At 60.0% G+C, this 22,687-nt stretch carries 21 protein-coding genes; 11 read left to right on the top strand and 10 right to left on the bottom strand.

Going from position 1 to position 22,687, the window contains the following annotated elements:
- Positions 1–41: 41 nt before the first annotated feature.
- The 7 genes from nirB to UIA24_RS11190 all read left to right on the top strand — a co-directional run bounded on the left by nirB (position 42) and on the right by UIA24_RS11190 (position 6,393).
- Positions 42–2,600: a nitrite reductase large subunit NirB gene (nirB, locus tag UIA24_RS11220; RefSeq protein ID WP_330522861.1), complete on the top strand. Its 2,559-nt coding sequence runs from the start codon at positions 42–44 to the stop codon at positions 2,598–2,600.
- Positions 2,600–2,965 (top strand): nitrite reductase small subunit NirD, encoded by a 366-nt coding sequence (nirD, locus tag UIA24_RS11215; protein WP_099775538.1) that lies wholly within the window; start codon positions 2,600–2,602, stop codon positions 2,963–2,965. The genes nirB and nirD overlap by 1 nt, the downstream gene beginning before the upstream one ends.
- Positions 2,966–3,054: 89 nt before the next feature.
- Positions 3,055–3,981: a pca operon transcription factor PcaQ gene (pcaQ, locus tag UIA24_RS11210; RefSeq protein ID WP_330522860.1), complete on the top strand. Its 927-nt coding sequence runs from the start codon at positions 3,055–3,057 to the stop codon at positions 3,979–3,981.
- Positions 3,982–4,134: 153 nt separating this feature from the next.
- A complete protein-coding gene (locus UIA24_RS11205) occupies positions 4,135–4,857 on the top strand; it encodes an FKBP-type peptidyl-prolyl cis-trans isomerase (protein WP_065761451.1) in 723 nt (240 codons plus the stop codon).
- Between the two features lie 285 nt (positions 4,858–5,142).
- Positions 5,143–5,583 (top strand): YkvA family protein, encoded by a 441-nt coding sequence (locus UIA24_RS11200; RefSeq protein WP_065761452.1) that lies wholly within the window; start codon positions 5,143–5,145, stop codon positions 5,581–5,583.
- A gap of 88 nt (positions 5,584–5,671) precedes the next feature.
- Positions 5,672–6,022 (top strand): helix-turn-helix domain-containing protein, encoded by a 351-nt coding sequence (locus UIA24_RS11195; protein ID WP_102053507.1) that lies wholly within the window; start codon positions 5,672–5,674, stop codon positions 6,020–6,022.
- On the top strand, positions 6,019–6,393 hold the full coding sequence (locus tag UIA24_RS11190) for a hypothetical protein (protein WP_065761454.1): 375 nt from the start codon (positions 6,019–6,021) through the stop codon (positions 6,391–6,393). Before UIA24_RS11195 ends, UIA24_RS11190 begins: the two co-directional genes overlap by 4 nt.
- On the opposite strand, the gene UIA24_RS11185 is transcribed toward UIA24_RS11190, so the two are convergent.
- Both UIA24_RS11185 and UIA24_RS11180 read right to left on the bottom strand, forming a co-directional pair.
- Positions 6,369–8,147, bottom strand: a complete 1,779-nt coding sequence (locus UIA24_RS11185; protein WP_065761455.1) for a bifunctional diguanylate cyclase/phosphodiesterase — start codon at positions 8,145–8,147, stop codon at positions 6,369–6,371. The genes UIA24_RS11190 and UIA24_RS11185 overlap by 25 nt on opposite strands.
- A gap of 123 nt (positions 8,148–8,270) precedes the next feature.
- A complete protein-coding gene (locus tag UIA24_RS11180; protein ID WP_176717470.1) occupies positions 8,271–10,352 on the bottom strand; it encodes a carboxy terminal-processing peptidase in 2,082 nt (693 codons plus the stop codon).
- A 139-nt stretch (positions 10,353–10,491) separates the two neighbouring features.
- On the opposite strand from UIA24_RS11180, the gene UIA24_RS11175 reads away from it, so the two are divergent.
- On the top strand, positions 10,492–11,454 hold the full coding sequence (locus UIA24_RS11175; protein WP_102053509.1) for an NAD(P)H-quinone oxidoreductase: 963 nt from the start codon (positions 10,492–10,494) through the stop codon (positions 11,452–11,454).
- A gap of 865 nt (positions 11,455–12,319) precedes the next feature.
- On the opposite strand, the gene UIA24_RS11170 is transcribed toward UIA24_RS11175, so the two are convergent.
- The 6 genes from UIA24_RS11170 to UIA24_RS11145 form a co-directional block, all read right to left on the bottom strand.
- The gene (locus UIA24_RS11170) at positions 12,320–12,973 is read right to left on the bottom strand and encodes an HAD family hydrolase (protein ID WP_065760423.1); all 654 of its coding nucleotides are present in this window, start codon (positions 12,971–12,973) and stop codon (positions 12,320–12,322) included.
- A gap of 24 nt (positions 12,974–12,997) precedes the next feature.
- On the bottom strand, positions 12,998–13,987 hold the full coding sequence (locus tag UIA24_RS11165) for an ABC transporter ATP-binding protein (RefSeq protein ID WP_065760422.1): 990 nt from the start codon (positions 13,985–13,987) through the stop codon (positions 12,998–13,000).
- A 1-nt stretch (position 13,988) separates the two neighbouring features.
- Complete coding sequence (locus UIA24_RS11160; RefSeq protein WP_065760421.1) at positions 13,989–14,786, bottom strand: ABC transporter permease; 798 nt, start codon at positions 14,784–14,786, stop codon at positions 13,989–13,991.
- Positions 14,773–15,615 (bottom strand): ABC transporter permease, encoded by an 843-nt coding sequence (locus UIA24_RS11155; RefSeq protein WP_330522859.1) that lies wholly within the window; start codon positions 15,613–15,615, stop codon positions 14,773–14,775. The genes UIA24_RS11160 and UIA24_RS11155 overlap by 14 nt, the downstream gene beginning before the upstream one ends.
- Complete coding sequence (locus tag UIA24_RS11150; RefSeq protein ID WP_065760419.1) at positions 15,612–16,418, bottom strand: alkaline phosphatase family protein; 807 nt, start codon at positions 16,416–16,418, stop codon at positions 15,612–15,614. The genes UIA24_RS11155 and UIA24_RS11150 overlap by 4 nt, the downstream gene beginning before the upstream one ends.
- 119 nt (positions 16,419–16,537) lie before the next feature.
- The gene (locus UIA24_RS11145; protein ID WP_065760418.1) at positions 16,538–17,602 is read right to left on the bottom strand and encodes an ABC transporter substrate-binding protein; all 1,065 of its coding nucleotides are present in this window, start codon (positions 17,600–17,602) and stop codon (positions 16,538–16,540) included.
- 356 nt (positions 17,603–17,958) lie between these two features.
- Here UIA24_RS11145 and phnR point away from each other — a divergent pair, with 356 nt between their 5' ends.
- Positions 17,959–18,672 (top strand): phosphonate utilization transcriptional regulator PhnR, encoded by a 714-nt coding sequence (gene phnR / locus UIA24_RS11140; RefSeq protein WP_099775534.1) that lies wholly within the window; start codon positions 17,959–17,961, stop codon positions 18,670–18,672.
- Here phnR and UIA24_RS11135 read toward each other — a convergent pair.
- Positions 18,669–20,780 carry a mechanosensitive ion channel family protein gene (locus UIA24_RS11135; RefSeq protein ID WP_442963022.1) on the bottom strand — a complete coding sequence of 704 codons (2,112 nt, stop codon included), beginning with the start codon at positions 20,778–20,780 and terminating at the stop codon, positions 18,669–18,671. The genes phnR and UIA24_RS11135 overlap by 4 nt on opposite strands.
- A gap of 83 nt (positions 20,781–20,863) precedes the next feature.
- Entirely contained in the window at positions 20,864–21,028 is a 165-nt protein-coding gene (locus UIA24_RS11130) for a hypothetical protein (protein WP_167524074.1), read from the bottom strand.
- A gap of 267 nt (positions 21,029–21,295) precedes the next feature.
- Between UIA24_RS11130 and UIA24_RS11125 the strand changes: the two genes are divergently transcribed.
- Complete coding sequence (locus UIA24_RS11125; protein WP_330522857.1) at positions 21,296–21,733, top strand: hypothetical protein; 438 nt, start codon at positions 21,296–21,298, stop codon at positions 21,731–21,733.
- Between the two features lie 60 nt (positions 21,734–21,793).
- On the top strand, positions 21,794–22,531 hold the full coding sequence (locus UIA24_RS11120; RefSeq protein ID WP_330522856.1) for a hypothetical protein: 738 nt from the start codon (positions 21,794–21,796) through the stop codon (positions 22,529–22,531).
- Positions 22,532–22,687 lie beyond the last annotated feature (156 nt).

Genomic DNA, 22,687 nt, shown 5'->3' with positions numbered 1-22,687 from the left:
GTTTTTCCGGCCGCCGTGATCGGCCAGTGTGAGGAAACGCTATGAACGCTCAAGCGACCATCGAGCAACGGGAACGTCTGATCATCGTCGGCAACGGCATGGTGGGCCATCATTGCGTCGAACAACTGATCGAACGCGGCGCCTTGGCCCGCTTCGACCTGCGGGTGTTCGGCGAGGAGCGTCAGCGTGCCTACGACCGCGTGCACCTGTCGGAGTACTTCAGTGGCAGCGATGCTGAAACCCTGGCGTTGGGTGATGCGCAATTGTATGCCGAGCATGGCGTGCGGCTGCACTTGGGGGAGGCGGTCGTCGAGATCGACCGCGAGGCCGGTGAAGTGGTGACGGCGCAGGGCCGCTACCCGTTTGATCGGTTGATCCTGGCCACCGGTTCCTATCCCTTCGTGCCGCCGATTCCCGGGCCGGACGGTGCGGCGCGACTGGTCTATCGAACCCTGGACGACCTGGATGCGATTCGCGCGGCGGCCTATGGCGCACAGCGTGGCGTGGTCATCGGTGGTGGCCTGCTGGGCCTGGAGGCAGCCAACGCCCTCAAATCCCTGGGGCTTGAAGCCCATGTGGTGGAATTCGCGCCGCGCCTGATGCCGGTGCAACTGGATGCTGAAGGCGGTGCGGCCCTGCGCGCCCAGATTGAGGCGTTGGGTGTCGGCGTACACCTGTCTCGCGCCACCCAGAGCATTGTTGAAGGCAGTGACTTCCGTTATCGGATGAATTTCGATGGCGACCAGTTCCTGGAAACCGACCTGATTGTGTTTTCGGCTGGCATTCGCCCGCAGGACAGCCTGGGCCGTGGCTGCGGGCTGGAAATCGCGCCACGGGGCGGGGTCGTGATCGATGGTGAATGCCGCACCAGCGACCCACGGATTTTTGCCATCGGCGAGTGTGCTTCCTGGAACGGCAGCGTCTTTGGCCTGGTGGCCCCGGGTTACAGCATGGCCCGCAACCTGGCGTCAGCCTTGGCGGGTGAGCCATTCGAGGCCTTTGCCGGTGCCGACATGTCGACCAAGCTCAAGCTGTTGGGGGTGGATGTCGGTTCCATTGGCGATGCACACGCGGCGACCCCCGGTGCGCGCAGCTACCGCTTTATCGACGAGGCTGGCAGCGCCTACCGGCGCTTGGTGATCGACGCCGAGGGCAAGCGCGTTCTGGGGGCGGTGCTGGTCGGTGATAACCGTTACTACGACACTCTGTTGCAGTACGTGCAGAATGCTATTGCCCTGCCAGCGGACCCCGCCGGCTTGATCCTGCCAATGGGCAGCGCCACGCCAGCACTGGGTGCAGATGCCTTGCCAGACGCCGCCACCATCTGCTCGTGCCATAACGTCAGCAAGGGCGCGATCTGTGCTGCCATCGACGGGGGGTGTAGCGATCTGGCGCAACTCAAGGGCCAGACCAAGGCCTGCACCGGTTGCGGTGGCTGCGCAGCCTTGCTCAAGCAGGTCTTCGAGCACGAGTTGAGCGCCCGCGGTGTTGCGGTGGACAAGAGCCTTTGCGAGCACTTTGCCTTCACCCGTCAGGAGCTCTATGCGCTGGTGCGGGTCGAGGGCATTACGACGTTCGAAGACCTGCACGCCCGTCATGGTCGTGGCCACCTGGGCTGCGATATCTGCAAGCCGACGGTAGGCTCGATTCTAGCGTCCTGCTGGAACCAGCCGATCATGGACGCCGCGCTGGTGCCGCTGCAGGACACCAACGACACCTTCATGGCCAACATGCAGAAAAACGGCACGTACTCGGTGGTGCCGCGTATTCCGGGTGGGGAAATCACACCGGACAAGTTGATCGTGATTGGTCAGGTGGCCAAGAAGTACGACCTCTACACCAAGATCACCGGCGGCCAACGCATCGACCTGTTCGGCGCGCAGTTGCATGAGTTACCCGAGATCTGGGCCGAGTTGATCGCCGCTGGCTTTGAGACCGGGCATGCCTATGGCAAATCAACCCGCACGGTGAAGTCCTGCGTCGGCAGCACATGGTGCCGCTACGGCGTGCAGGACAGCGTGGCCATGGCGCTTACCCTGGAGGACCGCTACAAGGGCCTGCGTTCGCCACACAAGCTCAAGTTCGCCGTATCTGGCTGTACCCGCGAATGCGCCGAGGCGCAAAGCAAGGACATCGGCGTGATTGCCACCGAGAAGGGCTGGAACCTTTATGTCTGCGGTAACGGTGGCATGCGTCCACGGCACGCCGAGCTGTTCGCCACGGACCTGGACGATGCCGGCCTGATTCGCACCATCGACCGCGTATTGATGTTCTACATCCGTACCGCTGACAAACTGCAGCGCACGTCGGTCTGGCGCGAGCGCCTTGAGGGCGGGCTGGATTACCTCAAGGCGGTGATTCTCGACGACAGCTTGGGCTTGGGCGCCGAGCTGGAAGCGCAGATGCAGCAGGTAGTCGATCGCTACGAGTGTGAATGGGCCAATGCCCTGAAAGACCCCGAGAAGCTCAAGCGCTTCCGTACTTTCGTCAATGACCACCGTGCAGATCCGGCGATTCATTTCGTCAAGGAGCGCGGCCAGCGCCGGCCGGTGGGCAAGGCCGAGCTTCACCTGATCCCTACCACTGAAGAGGTGCTGTGATGAACCCGTCGAATCAAGCGGTACGTGTTGACCTGCAAGACTGGCAGGCGGTGTGCAGCCGCCATGACCTGGTACCCAATTCAGGGGTGGTGGCCCGCTTGGGTGACGCCCAGGTGGCCCTGTTCTACTTGCCGGAGGCCGCGCAGGCACTGTATGCCGTGGACAACCATGACCCGCAGTCCGGCGCCAATGTGATCGGACGTGGAATCATTGGCAGCCTCAACGGGCAGCCGGTCGTGGCGGCGCCGTTGTACAAACAGCATTTCAGTCTGCTGGACGGGCGCTGTCTGGAAGACCCGCAGCAGGTACTGCGAGTATGGGCTGTGCGCTTCAATGGCGACTGCGTCGAGGTGGCTGCCCCTTAGCACACGTCGGCCACGGCGGCTTTTGAGCGGGCGGTGGTGGCTGTTCAAAGCAGTCGCCGCCTGCGCGGCAGGCCGTTACACTGCCTGGCATGAACCTCGACACCCGTATCAAATACCGCCATCTGCTGTGCTTTCTCGAAATCGCCCGGCAGGGCAGTTTCGCCAAGGCTGCCGATGTCCTGGCAATCAGCCAGCCTGCAACCTCCAAAACCCTCAAGGAGCTGGAGGACTTGCTGCAGGCGCGCTTGTTCGAGCGAGGCAAACAGGGCGTTGAGCTGACCCCGGCCGGATTTCGCTTCATGCGTTATGCAGGCCCTAGCGTGCAGGCCTTGCGTGAGGGCGTGAGCAGCGTGCGCGGTGAGGAGCACGCACCGCCGCAGGTGCGGGTCGGGGTGTTGTCCACGGTCGAAAGCCTGTTGATGCCCGAGGCGCTCTGCCGTTTGCACCAGCGTCATGAGGCGCTGGTGGTCAGTGTCGCCACCGGCCCCGGTGCCTATCTGTTGGCGCAGTTGCATGTCGGCGAGCTGGATCTGGTCATTGGCCGAATGACCGACAGCCCGCAAATCCAGGGCCTGATTTTCGAGCACCTGTACAGCGAGTCGATGGCCCTGGTGGTGCGTCCGGGCCATCCGTTGTTGCAGCGTCAACCGTTGGAGCGCAACCGTGTCGGCGACTACCCCTTGGTGTTACCGTTGGCCGGGACCACCATCCGCAAACATGCCGACAGTTTGTTCGTGCAGTGCGCGATCGAGCCGTCGTTGCAACGCCTGGAAACCCTTTCCCCGGCCTTGAGCCGCCGGTATGTCTTGGGCAGTGATGCGGTCTGGGTCGCGCCACGCGATGCCGTACGGGTCGATCTTGATGCGGGTGAGCTGTGCGAACTGGACCTGGGCGTGCGTGAGCCGGGCGGTTCGGTTGGTATTTGCAGCAATGCCGCCTTGCCCCCGTCACTGCCTGCACAGTGGTTGTGCGAGGTGCTGCGCGAGGTTGCCGGAGCGTATCGCGCTGAGCGATAGCGGCCATTGGCTGTCATCTGGATGAAGAAGGTTTTATCTGTCTGAACTTATCCCCGTTTTCTCGCTCTCATGCCGGTAGCCATTGGTCGTGGCGGCCTGATAAGCTCGCGGCTTTACTCGATTGCCCTATTGGCGCATGAACAAGGAAATAGCATGAAACAGCATCGGTTGGCGGCTGCGGTTGCCCTGGTTGGCCTGGTACTGGCGGGTTGCGATTCGCAGACCAGCGTCGAGCTGAAAACTCCGGCACAGAAAGCCTCCTACGGTATCGGCCTGAACATGGGCAAGAGCCTGGCTCAGGAAGGCATGGACGACCTCGACTCCAAGGCGGTCGCCCAAGGCATCGAAGATGCTGTCGGCAAGAAAGAGCAGAAAATCAAGGACGAGGAACTGGTCGAAGCCTTCGCCGCACTGCAGAAGCGTGCCGAAGAACGTCTGGTCAAGATGAGCGAAGAGTCGGCCGCTGCCGGCAAGAAGTTCCTCGAAGAAAACGGCAAGAAGGCGGGTGTTGTCACCACCGCTTCCGGCCTGCAGTACGAAGTCGTGAAGAAGGCCGATGGCGCTCAGCCCAAGCCGACCGACGTGGTCACTGTTCATTACGAAGGCAAGCTGATCGACGGCAAGGTCTTCGACAGCTCGGTTGAGCGTGGTAGCCCGATTGACCTGCCGGTCAGCGGCGTGATCCCGGGTTGGGTCGAAGGCCTGCAACTGATGCACGTTGGCGAGAAGTACAAGCTGTACATCCCGTCCGATCTGGCATACGGCGCACAGAGCCCAAGCCCGATGATCCCGGCCAACTCCGTGCTGGTATTCGAGCTGGAACTGCTGGGCATCAAGGATCAGCCGAAGCCAGAAGCCGAAGCTGACGCCAAGTAAGTTTACGCCTGTACTGACAACGCCCCGTACTCACGGGGCGTTGTCGTTTCTGGGGCAGGGCGACATTTCCCTGTACCATCAGGCCCATGCAGGGCGAGGTCTGAATCGCCCAACCTGTTGACGCTGCAGCCGAACGATTGCGTATTTAAACAGGTGTGTAAAAAACGCCCGATTTGAGTAAGGCCCTTGTGCTACGGGCACCCTGAGCCTCAAAAGCGGGTCTGTTCACAAGGTTATCCACAATAATTGTGGATAACCTTCCCTGAGGTATTGCTTGGAGGCTCCATGAAAGCTCCGTGGAATTTCACTCGTTTTCTGCCTTTGGCCGAGCGTTTGCTCAGCCGTGGGCGGCTCCCTGCGCTGATTTTTGCCGTGGCCCGCAAAGGGCCGCAGCTGGGCAAGCTGAAAGATGATGTACGCCTGTTGCAGGCGTTGTGCCTGGCCTGGTGGCGCGGCGAGTATCGGGCAATCAGCCCCAAGGCCATGGTCACGGTAGTGGCGGGCCTGTTGTACTTTGTCAGCCCTTTGGATGCCATCCCAGACTGGTTGCTGGGGGTGGGCTTGCTCGATGACATCGCGGTACTGGCCTGGGTGCTCAAGGCGGTGGGCGATGAAATGGCGGCTTTTCGCGCCTGGCGTGATCGGCAGGCACCGGAGAAGCTGCGCGTTGTAGAGCGTTTGCCTGATTCGCCTGAGGCATTGTCCCTGGAGCATAAAAAAAGCTGACGCCGCACGCTTCCGTTGGCTGGTAATATAATTGGCATAAGGATTATGCCTACCGATTACATGCGAGTTGTCCTACGAGGGGGTTGTAATGGGTATTCAGGTCATCAGCCGGGACGGCCAACCGGAATATGCGGTCGTACCCTGGGAGCACTACCAGGCCCTGCTCAAGGCCGCCGGCCAGCCTGCGGTTGATTCAAGCGGCCAGCAGGTTACCTGCGAGCCGGTTGTCGAGCCGGCACCGGCCCGTGTTCCGAGCTTGAGTGAGTTGGCTCAGTTGCGTCAGGCCAAGGGCCTGGCCCCGGAGCAACTGGCACGAACCGTGGGTATCAGCCCGGCCTACCTGGGCATGATTGAGCGTGGCGAGCGCCAGCCCGATGCCGCCATTCGCCGTAGCCTGGCGTGGGAACTTGGTGTGCCTGGCTGGAGTGATCCATCGTGAGCAGCGTGCGGATCAGCCGCCAGCAGTGGGAAAGCCTGCTGGGCGAGCTGGACGTCGCGCGTCGGCAGCGCCATCTACTGACCTATCGCGCCTTGCTTGAGCGCCTGCAGCTGCCGAGCCCGGCCATGCAGACCCTCACCGCAGCGCTGGAGTACCTGGCCGTGCTGGATGCCCGTGCCGAGCAGCCGCTGCGCAGTTCGCTGGTGATCAGCCAAGGCGCCAGTCGCTTGCCACGCACCGGCTTTTTCGAGTGTGTCGAGCGCCTGGGGCGTTTTTCCGGGCCGTCCGATGGCATGGCTGCTGCGTCCTGGCATGCGTCAGAAGTGGTTCGGGTGTTCGAGTACAGTTACCCGGCCGAGGCTGAGGCCTGAGCCAGTTCGGCGGTTTCGATCACGTAGAGGCTGTAGCCCTTGACGTCCTTGGCATGGTGCTTGGCCTTGGAGGCCAACTCTGCCAGTTGCCCGGCATTGAGCTGCAGGCCCGCTTGTGCGTGTAGCTGTACCACGCCGATAGACAGCGACAACAGTTCAAAGGACTGACGCTGCCCTTGACGGTCATGGCCGACGAAACATCCTGCCTCCAGGTGTTCGGCGCGGTAGAAGCGTCTGCACTGTTTCTGAAAGTCTTCCAGCAATTGCTTCAAGCGTGTGTGCCAGTCACTGGCACTGAGCACCAGCATGAAGTCATCGCCGCCGATATGCCCGACGAAGTCGCGGCTGGGGTCTACCCGTTCACTCAGGCACTGCGCCAGGCACAGTAGAACCTCATCACCACGGGCATAGCCGTAGATGTCATTGAACGGCTTGAAGTTATCGATATCCACATAGCAGATGGCTGCCTCACGTTGCTGCTGCAGCAGGTGCGTCAGGCATTGCTGGATCGGCACGTTGCCCGGCAGCAAGGTCAGGGGATTGGCGTAGCGGGCCTGCTGGATTTTTTGTTCGGTGATCAACTTGAGCACGTCGATGACCCGCCCCAGGCCCAGGTACTGCCCGTTCTGCGTGATGATGAAGTCTTCCTCGATGCGCTGGCGTGCCCGGCTGGTCAGCAGTCGGCTGACCTGCTGCAGTGACTGGCTAAGCTCCACGGCAAGAAAGTCCTCGCTCATTAGCCGGCTGATCGGCTTGCGCGCGAACAGGTCGGTCGCGAAGGGCTTGAGCAGGGCGTCGGAGAACGCATGCCGGTGAACGATGCCGCAGGGGCGCTGGTTGGCATCCAGCACGGCCAGTGAGTTCAGGTTGGCCTGGCGGCGGAACGATTCCAGTACCAGTGCGGTAGGGGTATCGCCCATCACCGCCGGCTGATCGATCAACAGCGCCTCGAGGTCGCTACTCTCCTCGCTGAGGGTTTGACTGACGTTCGTCTGGCTTGGCAGCACGTTCTGGATACTGCGCGGCGGCTGTTCCTGAGGGCGGCCCAGCAGGTAGCCCTGAACCAGGTCCACCCCCATTTCGGTGAGCACGCTGAGCTCTTCGGCCAACTCGATGCCTTCGGCAATCACTTGCGCCCGTGAGGCTTTGGCAATTTGCAGGATAGAGCCGACGAACTCTCGTTTGACCGCGTCCAGGTGAATGCCATCGATAAAGTGGCGGTCGATCTTCACGTAGTCCGGACGCAGTTCCGACCACAACCGCAGGCTCGAGTAACCGGCACCGAGGTCGTCCAGGGCGATGGAAAAACCCATGTCGCGGTAGTGGTGCAGGGCATTGAACAACAGTTGGAAATCATCTGTGGGGGTCTGTTCAGTCAACTCAATGACCACCCGGCTTGGTGACAGGCCCATGTCTTCCAGCATTTTCAGGGTGCGCCCCGACTGATACTGCGGCTCCAGCAACGACTCCGGCGAGACGTTGAGGAACAGCTTGCCCTCCAGTTTTTGCTGGCTGAAGCGACGACAGGCACTTTCTCGGCAGGCCACTTCCAGCTCAGTCAGCCGACCCGCCTGACGGGCCACCGCGAACAGGTTGATGGGGGAGTGCAGCGGGCTGTTGGAAGGGCCGCGGCTTAAGGCTTCATAACCGAGAATACGCCGTTCTGATAGGCAGACGATGGGTTGGAACAGGCTGTGCAAGCCGCTTTGAGCCAGGATGGAGCTCAGCGCGCTAAGCTGTTCGGTCACGGTCATGTCAGGCGTTCCTTACGAAAAAAGGGCTGCGTACCCGTGGTACGCAGCCCCTTATTTCACGACAGATAAATGACTGTTTGATGACGCGCCAGCGTCCAGCCATATTATTTTGCCATTAGTGCTTCAATGCTTGGCCACCGCTGAGTTCAGGCTCAGGTAATCCAGCAGGATGCGCCCGGTTTCAGCCAGGTAGGCGTCATCCTCGGGTTTGGTGTCATCCGGCTCGGCCGGCAGAGCATCCTCGTCTTCTTTTTTCAGTTCCTTGAGCGGTTCCTCGCCCTTGGCTTTACGCCGGGTGTTCTCCAGCGCCAGTTGTTTGCCTTCGATCGTGGCGTGTCGGGCACGACGTTCGGTTTCGTTCAGGCTCACGGATTTTTCGTTCATCAGCTTCTGGGTCAGGGCCAGGCGATCGCGGATGTAGACGAACTCTGGATCCTTGGCGCTGCGTTCGTCATGACGTGCCTTGAGCTGAGCCAGGAACGGCTTGAACGGATCGCTTGCAGGCTTGATCGCCGGGCGAATGGTGTCCCATGGCATCGCCTCGGGCAGGGCGCTCTCGCCGATTTCCTTGGTGTCGATCACCGACGGGTAGTCGATGTCTGGCAGTACGCCCTGATGCTGGGTGCTCTGGCCAGAAACACGGTAGAACTTGGCCAGGGTCAGCTTCAGTTCGCCATGGTTCAACGGCTGAATGGTCTGCACCGTGCCTTTACCGAAGGTCTGGCCACCGATGATCAGTGCGCGGTGGTAGTCCTGCATGGCGCCAGCGAAAATCTCCGAGGCGGAAGCCGACAGGCGGTTGACCAGCAAGGCCATCGGGCCTTTATAGAAGGCACCGTTGTTTTCGTCCTCAAGCACATCGACTCGACCATCGCTGTTGCGCACCAGCACGGTCGGGCCGTTGTCGATGAACAGGCTGGTCAATTCGGTGGCTTCCTGCAGGGAGCCACCGCCGTTGTTGCGCAGGTCGATGACCACGCCGTCGACTTTTTCCTTCTGCAGCTCGGTCAGCAGCTTTTTCACGTCACGGGTGGTGCTCTTGTACTCTGGATCGCCGGCACGGAAGGCTTTGAAGTCCAGGTAGAAGGCCGGGATCTCGATGATGCCCAGCTTGTAGTCACGGCCATCCTGCTTGAGCTTGAGCACCGATTTTTTCGCGGCCTGCTCTTCCAGCTTCACCGCTTCACGGGTGATGGAGACGATCTTGCTGGTCTGGTCGTTAGGCGCATTGCTGGCTGGAATCACTTCCAGGCGCACCACCGAGCCTTTCGGGCCGCGGATCAGCTTGACCACTTCGTCCAGGCGCCAGCCGATCACGTCGACCATTTCCTTGTCGCCCTGGGCCACGCCGACGATCTTGTCGGCTGGCGCGACTTGCTTGGTCTTGGCGGCAGGGCCAGCCGGCACCAGGCGGACGATCTTGACCTGATCGTTGTCGCTTTGCAGGACTGCGCCGATACCTTCGAGCGACAGGCTCATGTTGATATCGAAGTTTTCTGCGTTGTCGGGCGACAAATAGTTGGTGTGCGGGTCGTAGGATTGGGCGAACGTGTTGATGTAGGCCTGGAAAATATCCTCGGCACGGGTCTGGTCCAGGCGCGACAGCTGGTTCTTGTAGCGCTTGGTCAACAGTTCCTGAATGGCCTTGGGTTCCTTGCCGGCGATCTTCAGGCGCAACACTTCGTCCTTCAGGCGCTTGCGCCAGAGGTCGTCAAGCTCGGCTTCGTTTTTCAGCCATGGGGCGTCCTTGCGGTCGACCAGCAAGGTTTCCTGGGTGTTGAAATCGATGCTGTCGACGCCCTTGTCCAATTGCGCGAGGGTGAAGTCCAGGCGCGATTTGACGCGGTCCAGGTAGCGCTTGTAGATCGTGAAACCAGGATCGAGATTGCCACTTTTGAGGAAGTCATCGAACTGAGTCTTCCACTTGTCGAATTCGGCGATGTCACTGGCCAGGAAATAGCTGCGCGCCGGGTCGAGCAGCTTCAGGTAGCTGTCATAGATGATGACTGAGCGAGCGTCATTGAGCGGCGGTTTGCTGTAATGATGGCGCTTGAGCAGCTCGACCACGTTCAGGCTTGCGACCACTTCGTCACGGTCGGGTTGCAGTTTGTCCCAACTGTTGGCGGCATAAGCATTGCCCACCAGCGGTAGGCTGCCAAGGCCGATCAACAATGCGAGGGCGGTACTGGGCAGAAAATGCTTCATGCTGATTCGACGTAAGGGCAATTGATCACGCATATTAGGCCGTCTTTGAATTCGCCGGTTCCATAAAAACCGGACGCATACTGCAAAAAGCCCGACGCATTCGCACTCGGGCTCGTGATAACACAACTATGGAGGCACTGTGAAGGCATTGCAAGGCGTTGACGGACATGTGGAGTGGGTTACGACGACAAGTCCAACCTGCGATGTAGGTCAAGTACGAATCCGTGTTGCGGCTGCGGGTCTCAATCGGGCCGATCTACTGCAAAAAGCCGGGCTTTATCCGCCACCTCCGGGCGCGAGCGAGTACCTGGGCCTGGAATGTTCCGGGGTGATCGTCGAAGTCGGCCCTGGCGCGTCCTGGCAGGTCGGTGATCGGGTCTGCGCGTTATTGTCCGGTGGCGGCATGGCCGAGGAAGTGGTGGTCGATGCCCGCCACGTGCTCCCCGTGCCTGAAGGCCTGAGCCTGCACGAAGCGGCAGCGATCCCTGAAGTGTATGCCACTGCCTGGCTCAACCTGTTCCAGCTGGGGGCGCTCAAGCCGGGCGAGAAGGTGCTGTTGCACGCGGGCGCCAGTGGTGTCGGCTCGGCGGCAATCCAGCTGTGCAAGGCGTTTGGTAGCCCATGCTGGGTCAGCGTGGGCTCAGCCGATCGGCTGGCTTACTGCCAGGGCCTCGGCGCCACGGGCGGTGTAGTGCGTGGTGACGACCTGGAAAGCCTGAACGATTTCGCTCCGTTTGACGTGATTCTCGATCCGGTTGGGGCCAATTACGCGGCATTGAACCTCAAGTTGCTGGCGCGTGATGGGCGTTGGGTGATCATTGGCCTGATGGGCGGTCGCAAAGCCGAGCTGGACCTGGCTCAGGTGCTGGCCAAGCGCGTGCAGGTGACCGGTTCGACCTTGCGTAACCGTGATGACCAGTTCAAGGCCGACCTGCTCAGTGACCTGAGCCAGCAGGTGTGGCCGTTGTTCACTGAAGGGCGGCTCAAGCCGCAATTGGTCGGTCGTTACCCGATCAAGGATGCCGAGGCTGCCTTTGCCGAACTGGCGGGTAACCAGGTGTCGGGCAAGCTGGTGCTGGTGATTGACGAAAGCCTTGTGTAATTCGTTGCGCAAGGAAACGGCATAGCCTGGTATCAGGCCCGACATCGCGAATGGATATGCCTGCTTGCATCAGCGGCGATACAGGTTTGTGATTTGTGGCACTTGTCTCGCGGACATATCCATTCCCGGCAGCGGCACCACCGGCTGGTTTCGCCTTTTACGGCGACCCACTTTTGAAAGGCACAAAAGTGGGCAAAACGCCCTGTCCCGACATCCGGCCCTACGCTGCGCTTCGGGTTCCTTCCTTACGCCATCGCTCCCGCGGGGGCGCGCCGACGGGCCATCCATGGCCCATCAGCGCTTGCGAGGCATCCCTGCCTCGCACCCCACTACGCGACGGCTCCACTCAGCCTCCTGAAGGGACACCCTGCAGCGCCTGCCACTGCGCGTACTGACAAACAAAGCCCACGCAGGAAATCGACGCTATCCATCAAGGCGCCAACCTTGGCGCCAATGCTTTTCCATACGCTGACCTCGCAGGCGCCGCCAAATTGTCCCTTCAGGAGGTCGAACGCAGGCAGTGCGTAGTCGGGTGCCAGGCAAGGATGCCTGGCAAGTGCTGAGGGCCAGGAAGGCCCTTCAGCGCGGTCCCGGCGGGAGCACTGCTGGAGTGAGAGAACCCGCAGCGCAGCGGAGGGCCGGATGTTGGGACGAGGGGTTTTGGTTACTTTTGTCCCGCACAAAAGTGACCCGCCGTAAAGGCGGAACGGGGTATCAGGCCCAACATCGCAAACGGATATGCCTGCCGCCATCAGGGGGCAACGCATGTTTGTGGCTATTGGCACTCACTTCGTGAACATATCCATTCATTGATGTGGTTGATTGACGTATCAAGCACTCCAAGGGCTCAAGTGAACAGCCCTGGTCAGCTCCAGCTCAGGATTGGCCAGCCGTGTTGCTCGGCGTGCCCGCGCAGTACCGGGTCGGGGTTCACCACGACGGGGTGGTCCACCTTGAGCAGCAGCGGCAAGTCGTTGCGCGAGTCCGAGTAGAAACTGGCACCCTCAAGGTTCTCTTCTTCCTGATCCAGCCACTCCAGCAGGCGGGTGATCTTGCCTTCGCGGTAAGTCAGCACGCCCCGGGTCTTGCCGGTGTACACGCCGTTCACGACCTCAAGATCAATGGCGAGAAATTCGTCGATACCCAGCCGCGCCGCAATCGGTGCCACCAGGTGGGTGCCGGAGGCCGATATCACCAGCACCCGGTCGCCACGCTTGCGGTGCTCGGCGATCCGTTTGCAGGCTTCGCTGAAGATGATCGGCTCAATGATGTTCTCGACCCAAGGCTCCACCAGGTGCTGCAGTTCTTCCTGGGTACGCCCGGCAATGGGCTCCAGGCTGAACGCCATGTAGTCCTCCATGGCCAGGTGGCCACGGCCATATGCATCCATCAACTCACGGTCGCGGCGCAGAAAAGACTCACCATCGACCCAACCCAGGCGGGCCATTTCTTCACTCCACAGCGAAGCGCAGTCACCGTGGATCAAGGTTTCGTCCAGATCGAAAATCGCTAAAGCCATTTCACTCAAACTCCTGTGCAACCCTCAGGCAACTTCGCAGAGGGCGGTGGGATCGATGGACAAGGATACCCGTTGACCATTGGGATGCAGATCGGCAGACGAGCGATTCAGTACATCGACCAGTAACTCGACACCCCGGGCCTCGACCCGGTAACGGATCACGTTGCCCAGCAGACTATGACTGCGTACCTGGCCTTCCAGTTCGCCGTTCAGGCTCAGGACGATGGCTTCCGGGCGAATGGCCAGGCGACTGCTGATCGGTCGTTGCAGCAAGCGGCTGGCGCTGTCGGCATCGAGCAGGTTGTAGTTGCCGATAAAACCGGCGGCGAAGGCATCGGCGGGGGCGGTGTAGAGGGTTTCGGCATCGCCGCTTTGGACGATACGCCCCTGGTTCATCAGGAAAATGCGATCCGACAGGATCAGTGCTTCCTCCTGGTCATGGGTCACAAAGATGGTCGTCAGGCCCAACTCACGCTGGATATTTCGGATCTGTTCGCGCAGGTGCTTGCGGATCCGCGCATCCAGGGCCGACAGCGGCTCGTCGAGCAGCAGCAGGCGTGGCCGGGTCACCAGTGAGCGGGCCAGGGCCACACGTTGGCACTGGCCTCCGGAAAGCTGGTGCGGATATCGGCTGGCGAAGTCTTGCAGCTCGACCAGTTGCAGTACCTCAAGCACGCGGCTGCGGCTTTCTTCGGGGGCAACCTTCTGCATACGCAGGCCAAAGGCGACGTTCTGCTCCACGGTCATGTTGGGGAACAGGGCATAGCTCTGAAAGACCATGCCGATTCCGCGTTTCTGCGGGCTCAGAGGCACCAGGTCCTGGCCGTCCAGAAGAATCTTGCCGCTGTCCACTGCCGTTAGCCCGGCGATGCAGCGCAGCAGGGTGGATTTGCCGCAGCCGGAAGGGCCGAGCAGGGTGACGAACTCACCGCGTTCGATGTGGCAGTTGATGTCATTGAACACCGGGTTGCCGGCATAACGTTTCTGCAGATTTTGCACACTGACGAAGCTCATATCACGACTTGTCCTTGTTCAGGCGGTTGGCTGCCCAGGTCAGCACCAGCACGAAGAGGAAATAGGAAATCACCAGGGCGCTGTTGAAATGGCCGCTGCTGTTACGCATGTTGTTGAGGTACACCTGCAGGGTTTCATAGCGCGTGCCGACCAACAGGTTGGCGAAGACGAACTCGCCAAACAGGAACGAGAACGACAAAAGCAGCGCGACCATCAGGCCCTTGCGCAGGTTGGGCAGTACCACCAGCAGCGCGGCCTGAAAGGTACTGGCGCCGAGTAATTGGGCGGCGTCCATCAGGTCACGCAGGTTAATGGCTTGCAGGTTGTTGGTGATTGCCCGGTACATGAAGGGCAAGGCCACGGTGAAATAGCAACCGATCAGGATCCATGGCGTACCGACCATCGCCAGCGGCCCCGAGCCATAGAGCTGCAGCAGGCCCACCGAGGACACCACCGGCGGTACCGCGAAGGGCAGCAGGATGAGGATGTTCATCAGCGCGTCGAGCCGGGGGAAGTGGTAATGCACCACGAACAGCAACGGCAGAATCAGCAGTACCGAGAGAATCAACGCCCCCACGCATACCAGCAGCGATTGGCCGAATGCGGCAAGAAAGCGCGGGTCGCTCCACAAGGCCAGGTACCACTTGAGGGTCAGCCCACTGGGCAGAATGCTCGCTGACCAACTGGTGGCCAGGGAGTAGAGCAAGGTGCCGGCCAGGGGCAACAGCAACAGCAGAAACAGGGCGTAGACCACCAACCGATGATAGAGGTGGGTCGAAGCGGGTTCAGCGCGCGACATGGTAGCTCCTCTTCAGCATCCATTGGTGAACCAGGGTAACCAGCGTCATCAAGCCGACCAGGATCATGGCCAGTGCACTGGCCAGGTTCGGGTCCAGGGAGATGTCGCCCGCGACTAGCGCGGCGATGCGGATCGGTAACACGTTGAAATTGCCGGTGGTCAAGGCGTACACCGTGGCGTAAGCCCCCAGCGCGTTGGCCAGCAGGATCACGAAGGTGCCGAGCAGGGCCGGGGTCAGCACCGGCAGGCCGATGTGCCGCCAGTACTGCCAGGCGTTGGCACCGAGCAACTCGGCGGACTCACGCCAGTCTTCACGCAGGGCGTCGAATGCCGGATAGAGCAGCAGCACTCCCAGTGGGATCTGGAAGTAGGTGTAGAGGATGATCAACCCGCTTTTGGAGTACAGGTTGAAGTCTTCGATGATCCCGGCCTGCTTGAGCAGCATGGTCAGGGCACCGTTGAAACCGAGCAGGATGATGAAGGCGAAGGCCAGTGGCACCCCGGCGAAATTGCTGGTCATGTTGGCGAAGGCGTTGACGAAGTCGCGCAGCCGCGAATCGACCCGGCGCAGCGAGTAGCTGCCGAGGATGGCGATCAGGATGCCGAACAGGCTCGACCAGAAACTGATCTCCAGGCTGTGCTGGATAGCCTGGCGGTAGAACTTCGAGTTGAACACCTTGCTGAAGTTGTCCAGGCCCCAGCCACTTTCGGCCTGAACACTGTGTATGGCGACCCACGCCAGCGGGGCAATTTGAAAGACCAGGAAAAACACCGCAAAGGGCAGCAGGCAGAGCAGCGCCAGGTATTTACCGCGAGTGAGCGCGTTCACGTGAGTAGCTCCCGGCACACCGGCTTGTCATGGGCAATGCCCATCAGCTCGCAAATCGTGCCACACAACTCGGTCTGCAAGGGTTTGGCGGCAGGGTCGAGGCTGAAGGCATCGCCAAACACGAACAGCGGCACTTCGCGCTCTTCAGGCAGCAGGCCATTGTGCGAGTGGTCGTTGTTCATGCCGTGGTCAGAGGTGACGAGTACCTGATAGCCACTGTCGAGCCAGCCTTGCAGATAGTCGGCCAGCAGGATGTCGGCGCCGCGTGCACTGTTACGGTACTGACGGCTGTCCAGCCCGTGGCGATGGCCTGCGTCGTCAATGTTCATCGGATGCACGAGCAGGAAGTTCGGGGCATGCCGGCGTCGCAGGTACTCGGCATCGGCAAACAGGTGCGAGTCCGGGTAGTGATCGACGTAATAAAACAGGCCGTGTTGAATCGGCAGTTTCGGCGAGTGCGTGTGGCGATCACGCAACGGGTCGAACGGTGAGCGGTTGTACAGTTCGCTGACCCAGTGGTAGGCCGCTGCCGCTGTGCTCAGGCCTGCTTCGTGGGCGTAATGAAAGATGCTGCGCTGCGTGGACAGGCGCGTGACGTTGTTGTGAACAATACCGCTGTCGATGGGGGCTACGCCGGTAAGGATGCACTCATACAGCGGGCGGGACAGTGCCGGCAGCTCGCATTCGAGGCGGTACAGGGCTGCGCGGTCTGCTTCGACATAGGCATGCAGGTGGCCCATGGCGTGATGTGCGACCTGATAGTTGAGGCCATCAAGCAGGACCAGAATGACGTTGTGTTTCATGATTTCTCCGAAGTACGCGGGAGGGCTTCATCGCTGGCAAGCCAGCGCCCACATGAGCCTTGTGGGAACTGGTTTGCCGGCGATCGGGGCGACACGGTTTCCCGGTTGCGCCCACAGCCTCACTCCATCTCGATGATCACTTGCTCCTGCCACATCTGCGGCAGTTTCTTCGAGGTGGCTTCCCAGGCCGCGGCATCCTTGATCGGCTGAGCGGCCTTGTACTGCTCATTGGGCAGCAGCTTGGCCTGTACATCGGCGGGCAGTTTCAGGTGCTCGGCACGAATCGGCCGGGCGTTGCCGCGGGCGAGGTTGGTCTGCCCGGCATCGCTGAAAATGTATTCGCGGGTCAGTTTGGCGGCGTTGGGGTTCTTGGCGTACTTGTTGATGATGGTGGTGTAGCCCGAGATCACCGAGCCATCTGCCGGGATCAAGACCTCAAAGCGCTTCGGATCGATCTGTTCGCGGTAGCTCAGGCCGTTGAAGTCCCAGACCACGCCCACTTCCACTTCACCCTTTTCCAGGGTCTGGATGGTGGGGTTGGCCAGCGACAGACGCTTCTGCTGCGCCAGCTTGGTGAACAGTTGCAGGCCCGGCTCGAGATTCTTCTCGTCACCCTTGTAAGCGATGGCGGCAGCCAGTACACCGTTGGCCGCCTGGGCGGCGGTGCCGACATCACCGATGGCGACCTTGTACTTGCCCTTTTCCAGGTCATGCCAGGTTTTTGGCATGTCGGCTTCCTTCACCAACTGCTTGTTGATGATGAAGGCGATGGTGCCGGTATAGGCCAGCGCCCAATGGCCATCCTTGTCCTTGGCCCACGCAGGCACTTGATCCCAGGTGCTGGGCTTGTAGGGTTGGGTCACGCCCTTGGCTGCGGCAATCGGGCCGAAGGCGGCGCCAACGTCGCCGATATCAGCGCTGGCGTTATCTTTTTCTGCCTCGAACTTGGCCACCTCCTGAGCCGAACTCATGTCGGTGTCCATATGCTTGAGGCCATACTTGCTGGCCAGGTCTTCCCAGGTTCCTTTCCAGTTGGCCCAGGCGTCGGGCATGCCGACGCTGTTGACCGCGCCCTCTTTACGGGCAGCGTCCTCCAGGGCTTTCAGGTCGGTACCGGCGGCCATCGCCGAGGTGCACAGGGCAATGGTAGAACCTAACAGTGACGCCAGGAAAAGCTGTTTCATCCGAAGCTCCTTATTGGGTGCCTTGCAAAACGCATGGGGTGTTGGACGTTGTTGCGATTCGGTTGGTCTAGGTCAGCAATACCTGAGCCAAGGTAGGCCGGGTGCATGACATTTTGATGTCGATGCGGGTTGTTCCGGCATGGCAGCTGGCTCTGAAAATACAGCGTAGACCAGATTCAAGTGCTTGATCCGCAACGCCTGAAGGCCTTGTTCGAGAGGGTTTTGATGACCGTTGAGCGGTAATGTCATCTGGCGTTCATCTGCATTGCCTAGTCTTGAAGTATTCCCGTGCGCCCCTTTCTGAGCGTTTTACTGCTCAGTATTGGCGCTGGACTAGTCCAGATAGGTAACCTTTGATGCGTCCACTGCCACCACGCGCAGTAACAGCCATATGCCAGGCGTTGCAGGAACAGATCGAGCACGGCCTGCTGGCCGCCGGTTGCAAGTTACCGGCCGAGCGCAAGCTCAGCGAAGTGTTCGACACGACGCGTATTACCCTGCGTGAAGCGCTGGTGCAGCTTGAAGCCCTTGGAGTGATCTACCGTGAGGAGCGTCGTGGCTGGTTCGTTGCACCCGAGCGATTGACCTATGACCTGATCGAGCGTAGCCACTTTCACGCCATGGTGCGCGCCCAGGGACGGGTGCCGGCTACCGAGTTGTTGTCGGCACGTCTGCAACCTGCGCCCGCCGCGATTTGTGCGCGCTTGCAACTGTCGCCGCTGTCCAGCGTGATTCAGATCTGTCGGTTACGGCGTATCGACGGGCGTGCGGTGCTGTATGCCGAGCACTACCTGAACCCCGAGTACTTTCCGGATATCCTCAGCTTCGACCTGGGCCAGTCATTGACTGAGTTGTACGCCGAGCACTACGGGATCCAGTACGGCCGGGTGTGTTTTGAAATTCTGCCTACGGCATTGCCCGTCGCCGCGGGTATGGCCCTGAAAGTATCGTCGGGCAGCCCCGGGCTGCAGATCACTCGGGTCAACAGCGATCAGCACGGGCGCTTGATCGACTGCGACCTGGAGTATTGGCGGCATGATGCGATCCGCATTCGAGCCGATGCCGGTTAAGTGTTGTTGCCCTCGGCGCCGCCACCGGCGGTGATCACCTGCACCGACAGGCGCGGAGTGGCCAGGTCCAGGCCGGCTTCATCAAGCTCGCGCTTGAGCGCCAGGTTGAACGCCCGTGAAACCTCCCACTGTTTGATCGGTGCGGTCTTGAACCGCGCCCGCAGGATGGCCGAGCCAGACTCGAAGCTCTCCACGCCTTGCAACTCCAGCGGTGACCAGATGCTGCGGCGTTGCAGCGGGTCGTTGCGCAGCTTCTGGCCAACATCGCGAACCAGGCTGATGGCCTGATCGATGTTCATGCTGTGGGGAATCGCGATGCGGAAGATCGCGTAACCAAATTCCCGCGAGTAGTTCTTGATACTTTTGATCTCGCTGAACGGAATGGTATGGACGATACCGTCGATATCGCGCAGGCGTACGGTACGGATAGTCAGGCCTTCGACGGTTCCCAGGTGGCCGCCGACATCGACATAGTCGTCAATGGCCAGGGAGTCCTCGATGATGATGAACAGGCCGGTGATCAAATCGGCCACCAGCGACTGCGCGCCGAAACCGATCGCCAGGCCGATGACCCCTGCACCCGCCAGCAGCGGCGTGACGTTCATGCCCATGTTGGCCAGGGCGACGATCACCGCAATGATGAAAATGGCCACGAACAGCACGTTGCGGATCAGCGGCATCATGGTTTGTGCACGGGCATTGGCCGCGCCTTTGCGTGAACGCGTCAGGGCATGGTGCACGGCGGTATCGCTGAGTATCCACACCAGCCACGCGGCGAGCAGCGTGCCGCCCAGGCCAAGCAGGCGCATGGCAGCGTCATGGCCGTCGCCCTCGGCAAAACCGATCAGCGAGAAGCCCCAGACCCGAAGCCCCAATTCGATGAACAGCAGCCAGATCGTCAGGTGTACCAAGGTGTAGCCAAAACTTTTGAGCCGCTCGTAGTAGAGCGGTTGGCGGCGGTTGCTCCGGTGCGGTTTTGCAGCATGGCGACGGACCAGGCCGTTGATCACCATGCACAGCACCAGCAGTACGGCGCACATCAGCGACTGACGCAGCGCGGTACTGGTGTCGCCTGCGGAAACAAAGGTGGCAAACAATGAGATGGCCACCAGCACCAACGCCGGCAGGTACCAGAAACTGCCGAGAATCTCGATGGTGTCGCTCAGGGCGCGGCGGGTCAGGCGACGCGACAGCGGTTGGTTGCGGATCAGGTGAGCGATAGGGCGCCGGAAACGCAGGATGAACAGCCCGCTGGAAAGGGCCGCCAGCACATTCGCCAGCGTTGCCAGGCTATGCGCCAGGTGGGTGCCCAGCGCAGTGGCCAGGCGCGGATCGTTCATCGCCTCACCGAACGCGGCAAAACTGCCGATCAGCCACAGCGGGCGGAACGCGCGGCGCCGTAAAATGTGCAGCGCATGATGGCGGTGCGGGCCGTCGAGCAGGGAAAAGGCAATCACGCAAATGGCCGAGAAACAGGTACCGACCACCAGTGCATAGGCCAGCACCATGGCCATTGACTTGCCCAGTGACGAGGGCAGGGCAAAACTCAGGTACAGGGTGATGATGAGCGCCACCAGCCAAGGGCCAAGCTTACGCAAGGCGAAGCGCACCATGTCCCAGGTTTTGGGGTGGTGGGGGAGTTCCTCGGTCAGGCCGAAGCGTAGCCGCACCCGATGCCCGACCCAGATAAAACCGTAAGCCAACAGGCTCCATAGGGCGATGACCGCGGCAAAGCCGAACAGCATGGCGGGCAACTCTTTCACCGGCACCATCAGGGCGGCCAGCTCCTCCTGAGCCTGGTCCAACTCCTGCGACCACCGCGTGAAGGGGCTGGCGTCACCACTGAATTGCTTCTCGAGGCTGGCCACGGTGTTGCCAATCACCCCCAGTACGCCTTGCTCTACCGACGGCTGCGCCTGTTTGGTGCTGTCGCGCAGCTTCTTCAGATCAGCCAGCAAGCTGGCACGTTGCTGATCGTTTTCCAGGCGCTTGATGACCTCGTCCAGGGACTGGCTCAGCGGCTCAGTGGCCTCGGGCTGGGCTTTGCTACTGCCGAGCAAACCCGGCAAACCTGCCGCCTGTGCCAGGCTGACAGGCGCCAGCAGCATCAGAAACAGCACGAAAAAGCGGAAAAAGGCAGGCACTGGCAAATCGACCTCAGGCAATCAATCGCCCGAGTGTAGTGTATTTGTCAGTTCAGTTTCTCAAGGATCTTCCAGGCCATGATGCCAATCATGCCCAAGGTTCCGATCCACATCATCAACACCCCGATATTGCGCTCACGCATGTTGAAACCGACGGTCAACAGGATCAGGCCGGCGATCACCGGGAGGAACATCATCTGGAACTCTGACATGCGCAAGGACCTTCTCAACGCGTGGAAATTCATGGGGCAAGCATAGGCCGGAATCGCTGGGCCGGGGTTGATGGAGGTCAGCGTGGGCACGGCTCGTGCTGATTCTAACAGCAGAGAAATTTCCTACATCGATATCAGACCGCGTCTGATACAGCGCCCAAGGCTTCCTGCCGACTGGTTAAAAGCGTCATGAGCGATCGATGAATCGCCCTGGCGCGGACATGTAGCAACAGCTACGTGTCGTTAACCTTTGAGGGGATGTCGCGAATGATAAATGTCAAGAAAGTGTTGCTGGGTTCTTTGGTTGTGTTGGGGGGCTCGGTGGGTGGGGCGGTACAGGCGGCTAATCTTGCGACTGTGACAGTTGTAAATGAAACCAGTGCAGAAGCTGTGTACGGCTATGAGTATTTTTCTGGCAGTTTAAATACTCCGCCGACAAATATCGTACAAAATTCCAGTATTGGGTTTATTCATACCAGTGGAAGTGATATTGCGTCCGGTATGCGATTTACTTATGCAGTGGGCTCGAAAAAATGCCGGTTCTCGGCATCGCACCTGGTTGAAATGCATCTGGGTGGATACCTGCCTAGCTGGAAGAAGGATGCAGTGTCCATTGGTTCGAGCCGTGCGACCTGTACAGCGATACTGGTAAAGGCAGACTCGAATCTTCCCTTCAATTACACCGTGCAGTTCTCTATTAAGTAGTCGTTCAGCGAGGCACTTGAATAAGTGCCTCGCTGTATTGGAGCGGTTGGAGGGAGCAACATGAAAATAGGCACAATTCCATCATCGGTAGCCATTGTTAGAACACCACCAAAACCAGAGCAGACAGAAAACCTTTCAACCTCAAATACGAAGGAGAGCGTAAGCCTCTCGGCGGAGGGATTGAAGTTGAGCGCCAGCATGGCGCAGGTCGATGCCCAGAATGATCAGGCCAGGGATAAATACGAAAGAATTTACGGTGCCCATGGCCTTGGTAAAACGGCCTTTTTACGGGTAAGGATGTATGGCGCAGAGGCTTTCAAACAGTCCGAGGTGTCGGCAGATTGTTCGCCTGAACAACTGTCTCGAAAGCAGAGGTCCTTTGATTTTCTGCTATCCATTCATGAGGAAAAGGGTAAGCCGGCTAACCCGTTTGCAGGGCTGTCCCGTCCGGAGCTTGCGGCGATCGTGGAGGACGAAAGCGGTGAGTATACGGATGAAGAGCGTTATGTGGCGCTTCACGCAAAAAGTGACTTGGACTTCGAGTGTTTTCAGGTAGTAGCCAGCTTTATTTCCTCTGGCGGTGATGCGCGCCCTGCCTATCGCAGCTACATAGAGTTACTGGACAGCCTCAGCCCCGTTGAGCGTTTTCGATATCCGGCGGGTGATCGTGAGATTGCTGAACGCCTGCTTGCCCAAGAAGAACAACGCCTCGGCAAACTCCCTACCGAGTTCTCCATTTGGGAACTTATGGCGCAGGAGGGGCATCGTCTGGACAAGGAAATACCAACAGAGGGTTGATGCGTTTAAGTGGTTGACACTGTATGCATCGCTTGGATTACGGTAGTTCGTGGCTGCCGACTGCGTAATGGTATTCGCTAGGTTAGGGAAAACAATATGAAAATAGGCACAACTCCATCATCGGTAGCTATTGTTAGAGCACCACCAAAACCAGCA

This window comes from Pseudomonas sp. AL 58 (assembly GCF_036348395.1).
Classification (GTDB): Bacteria; Pseudomonadota; Gammaproteobacteria; order Pseudomonadales; family Pseudomonadaceae; genus Aquipseudomonas; species Aquipseudomonas defluvii.
Note: the sequence above shows the minus strand (reverse complement) of the source record. Positions and strands in the feature narration are given on the sequence as shown.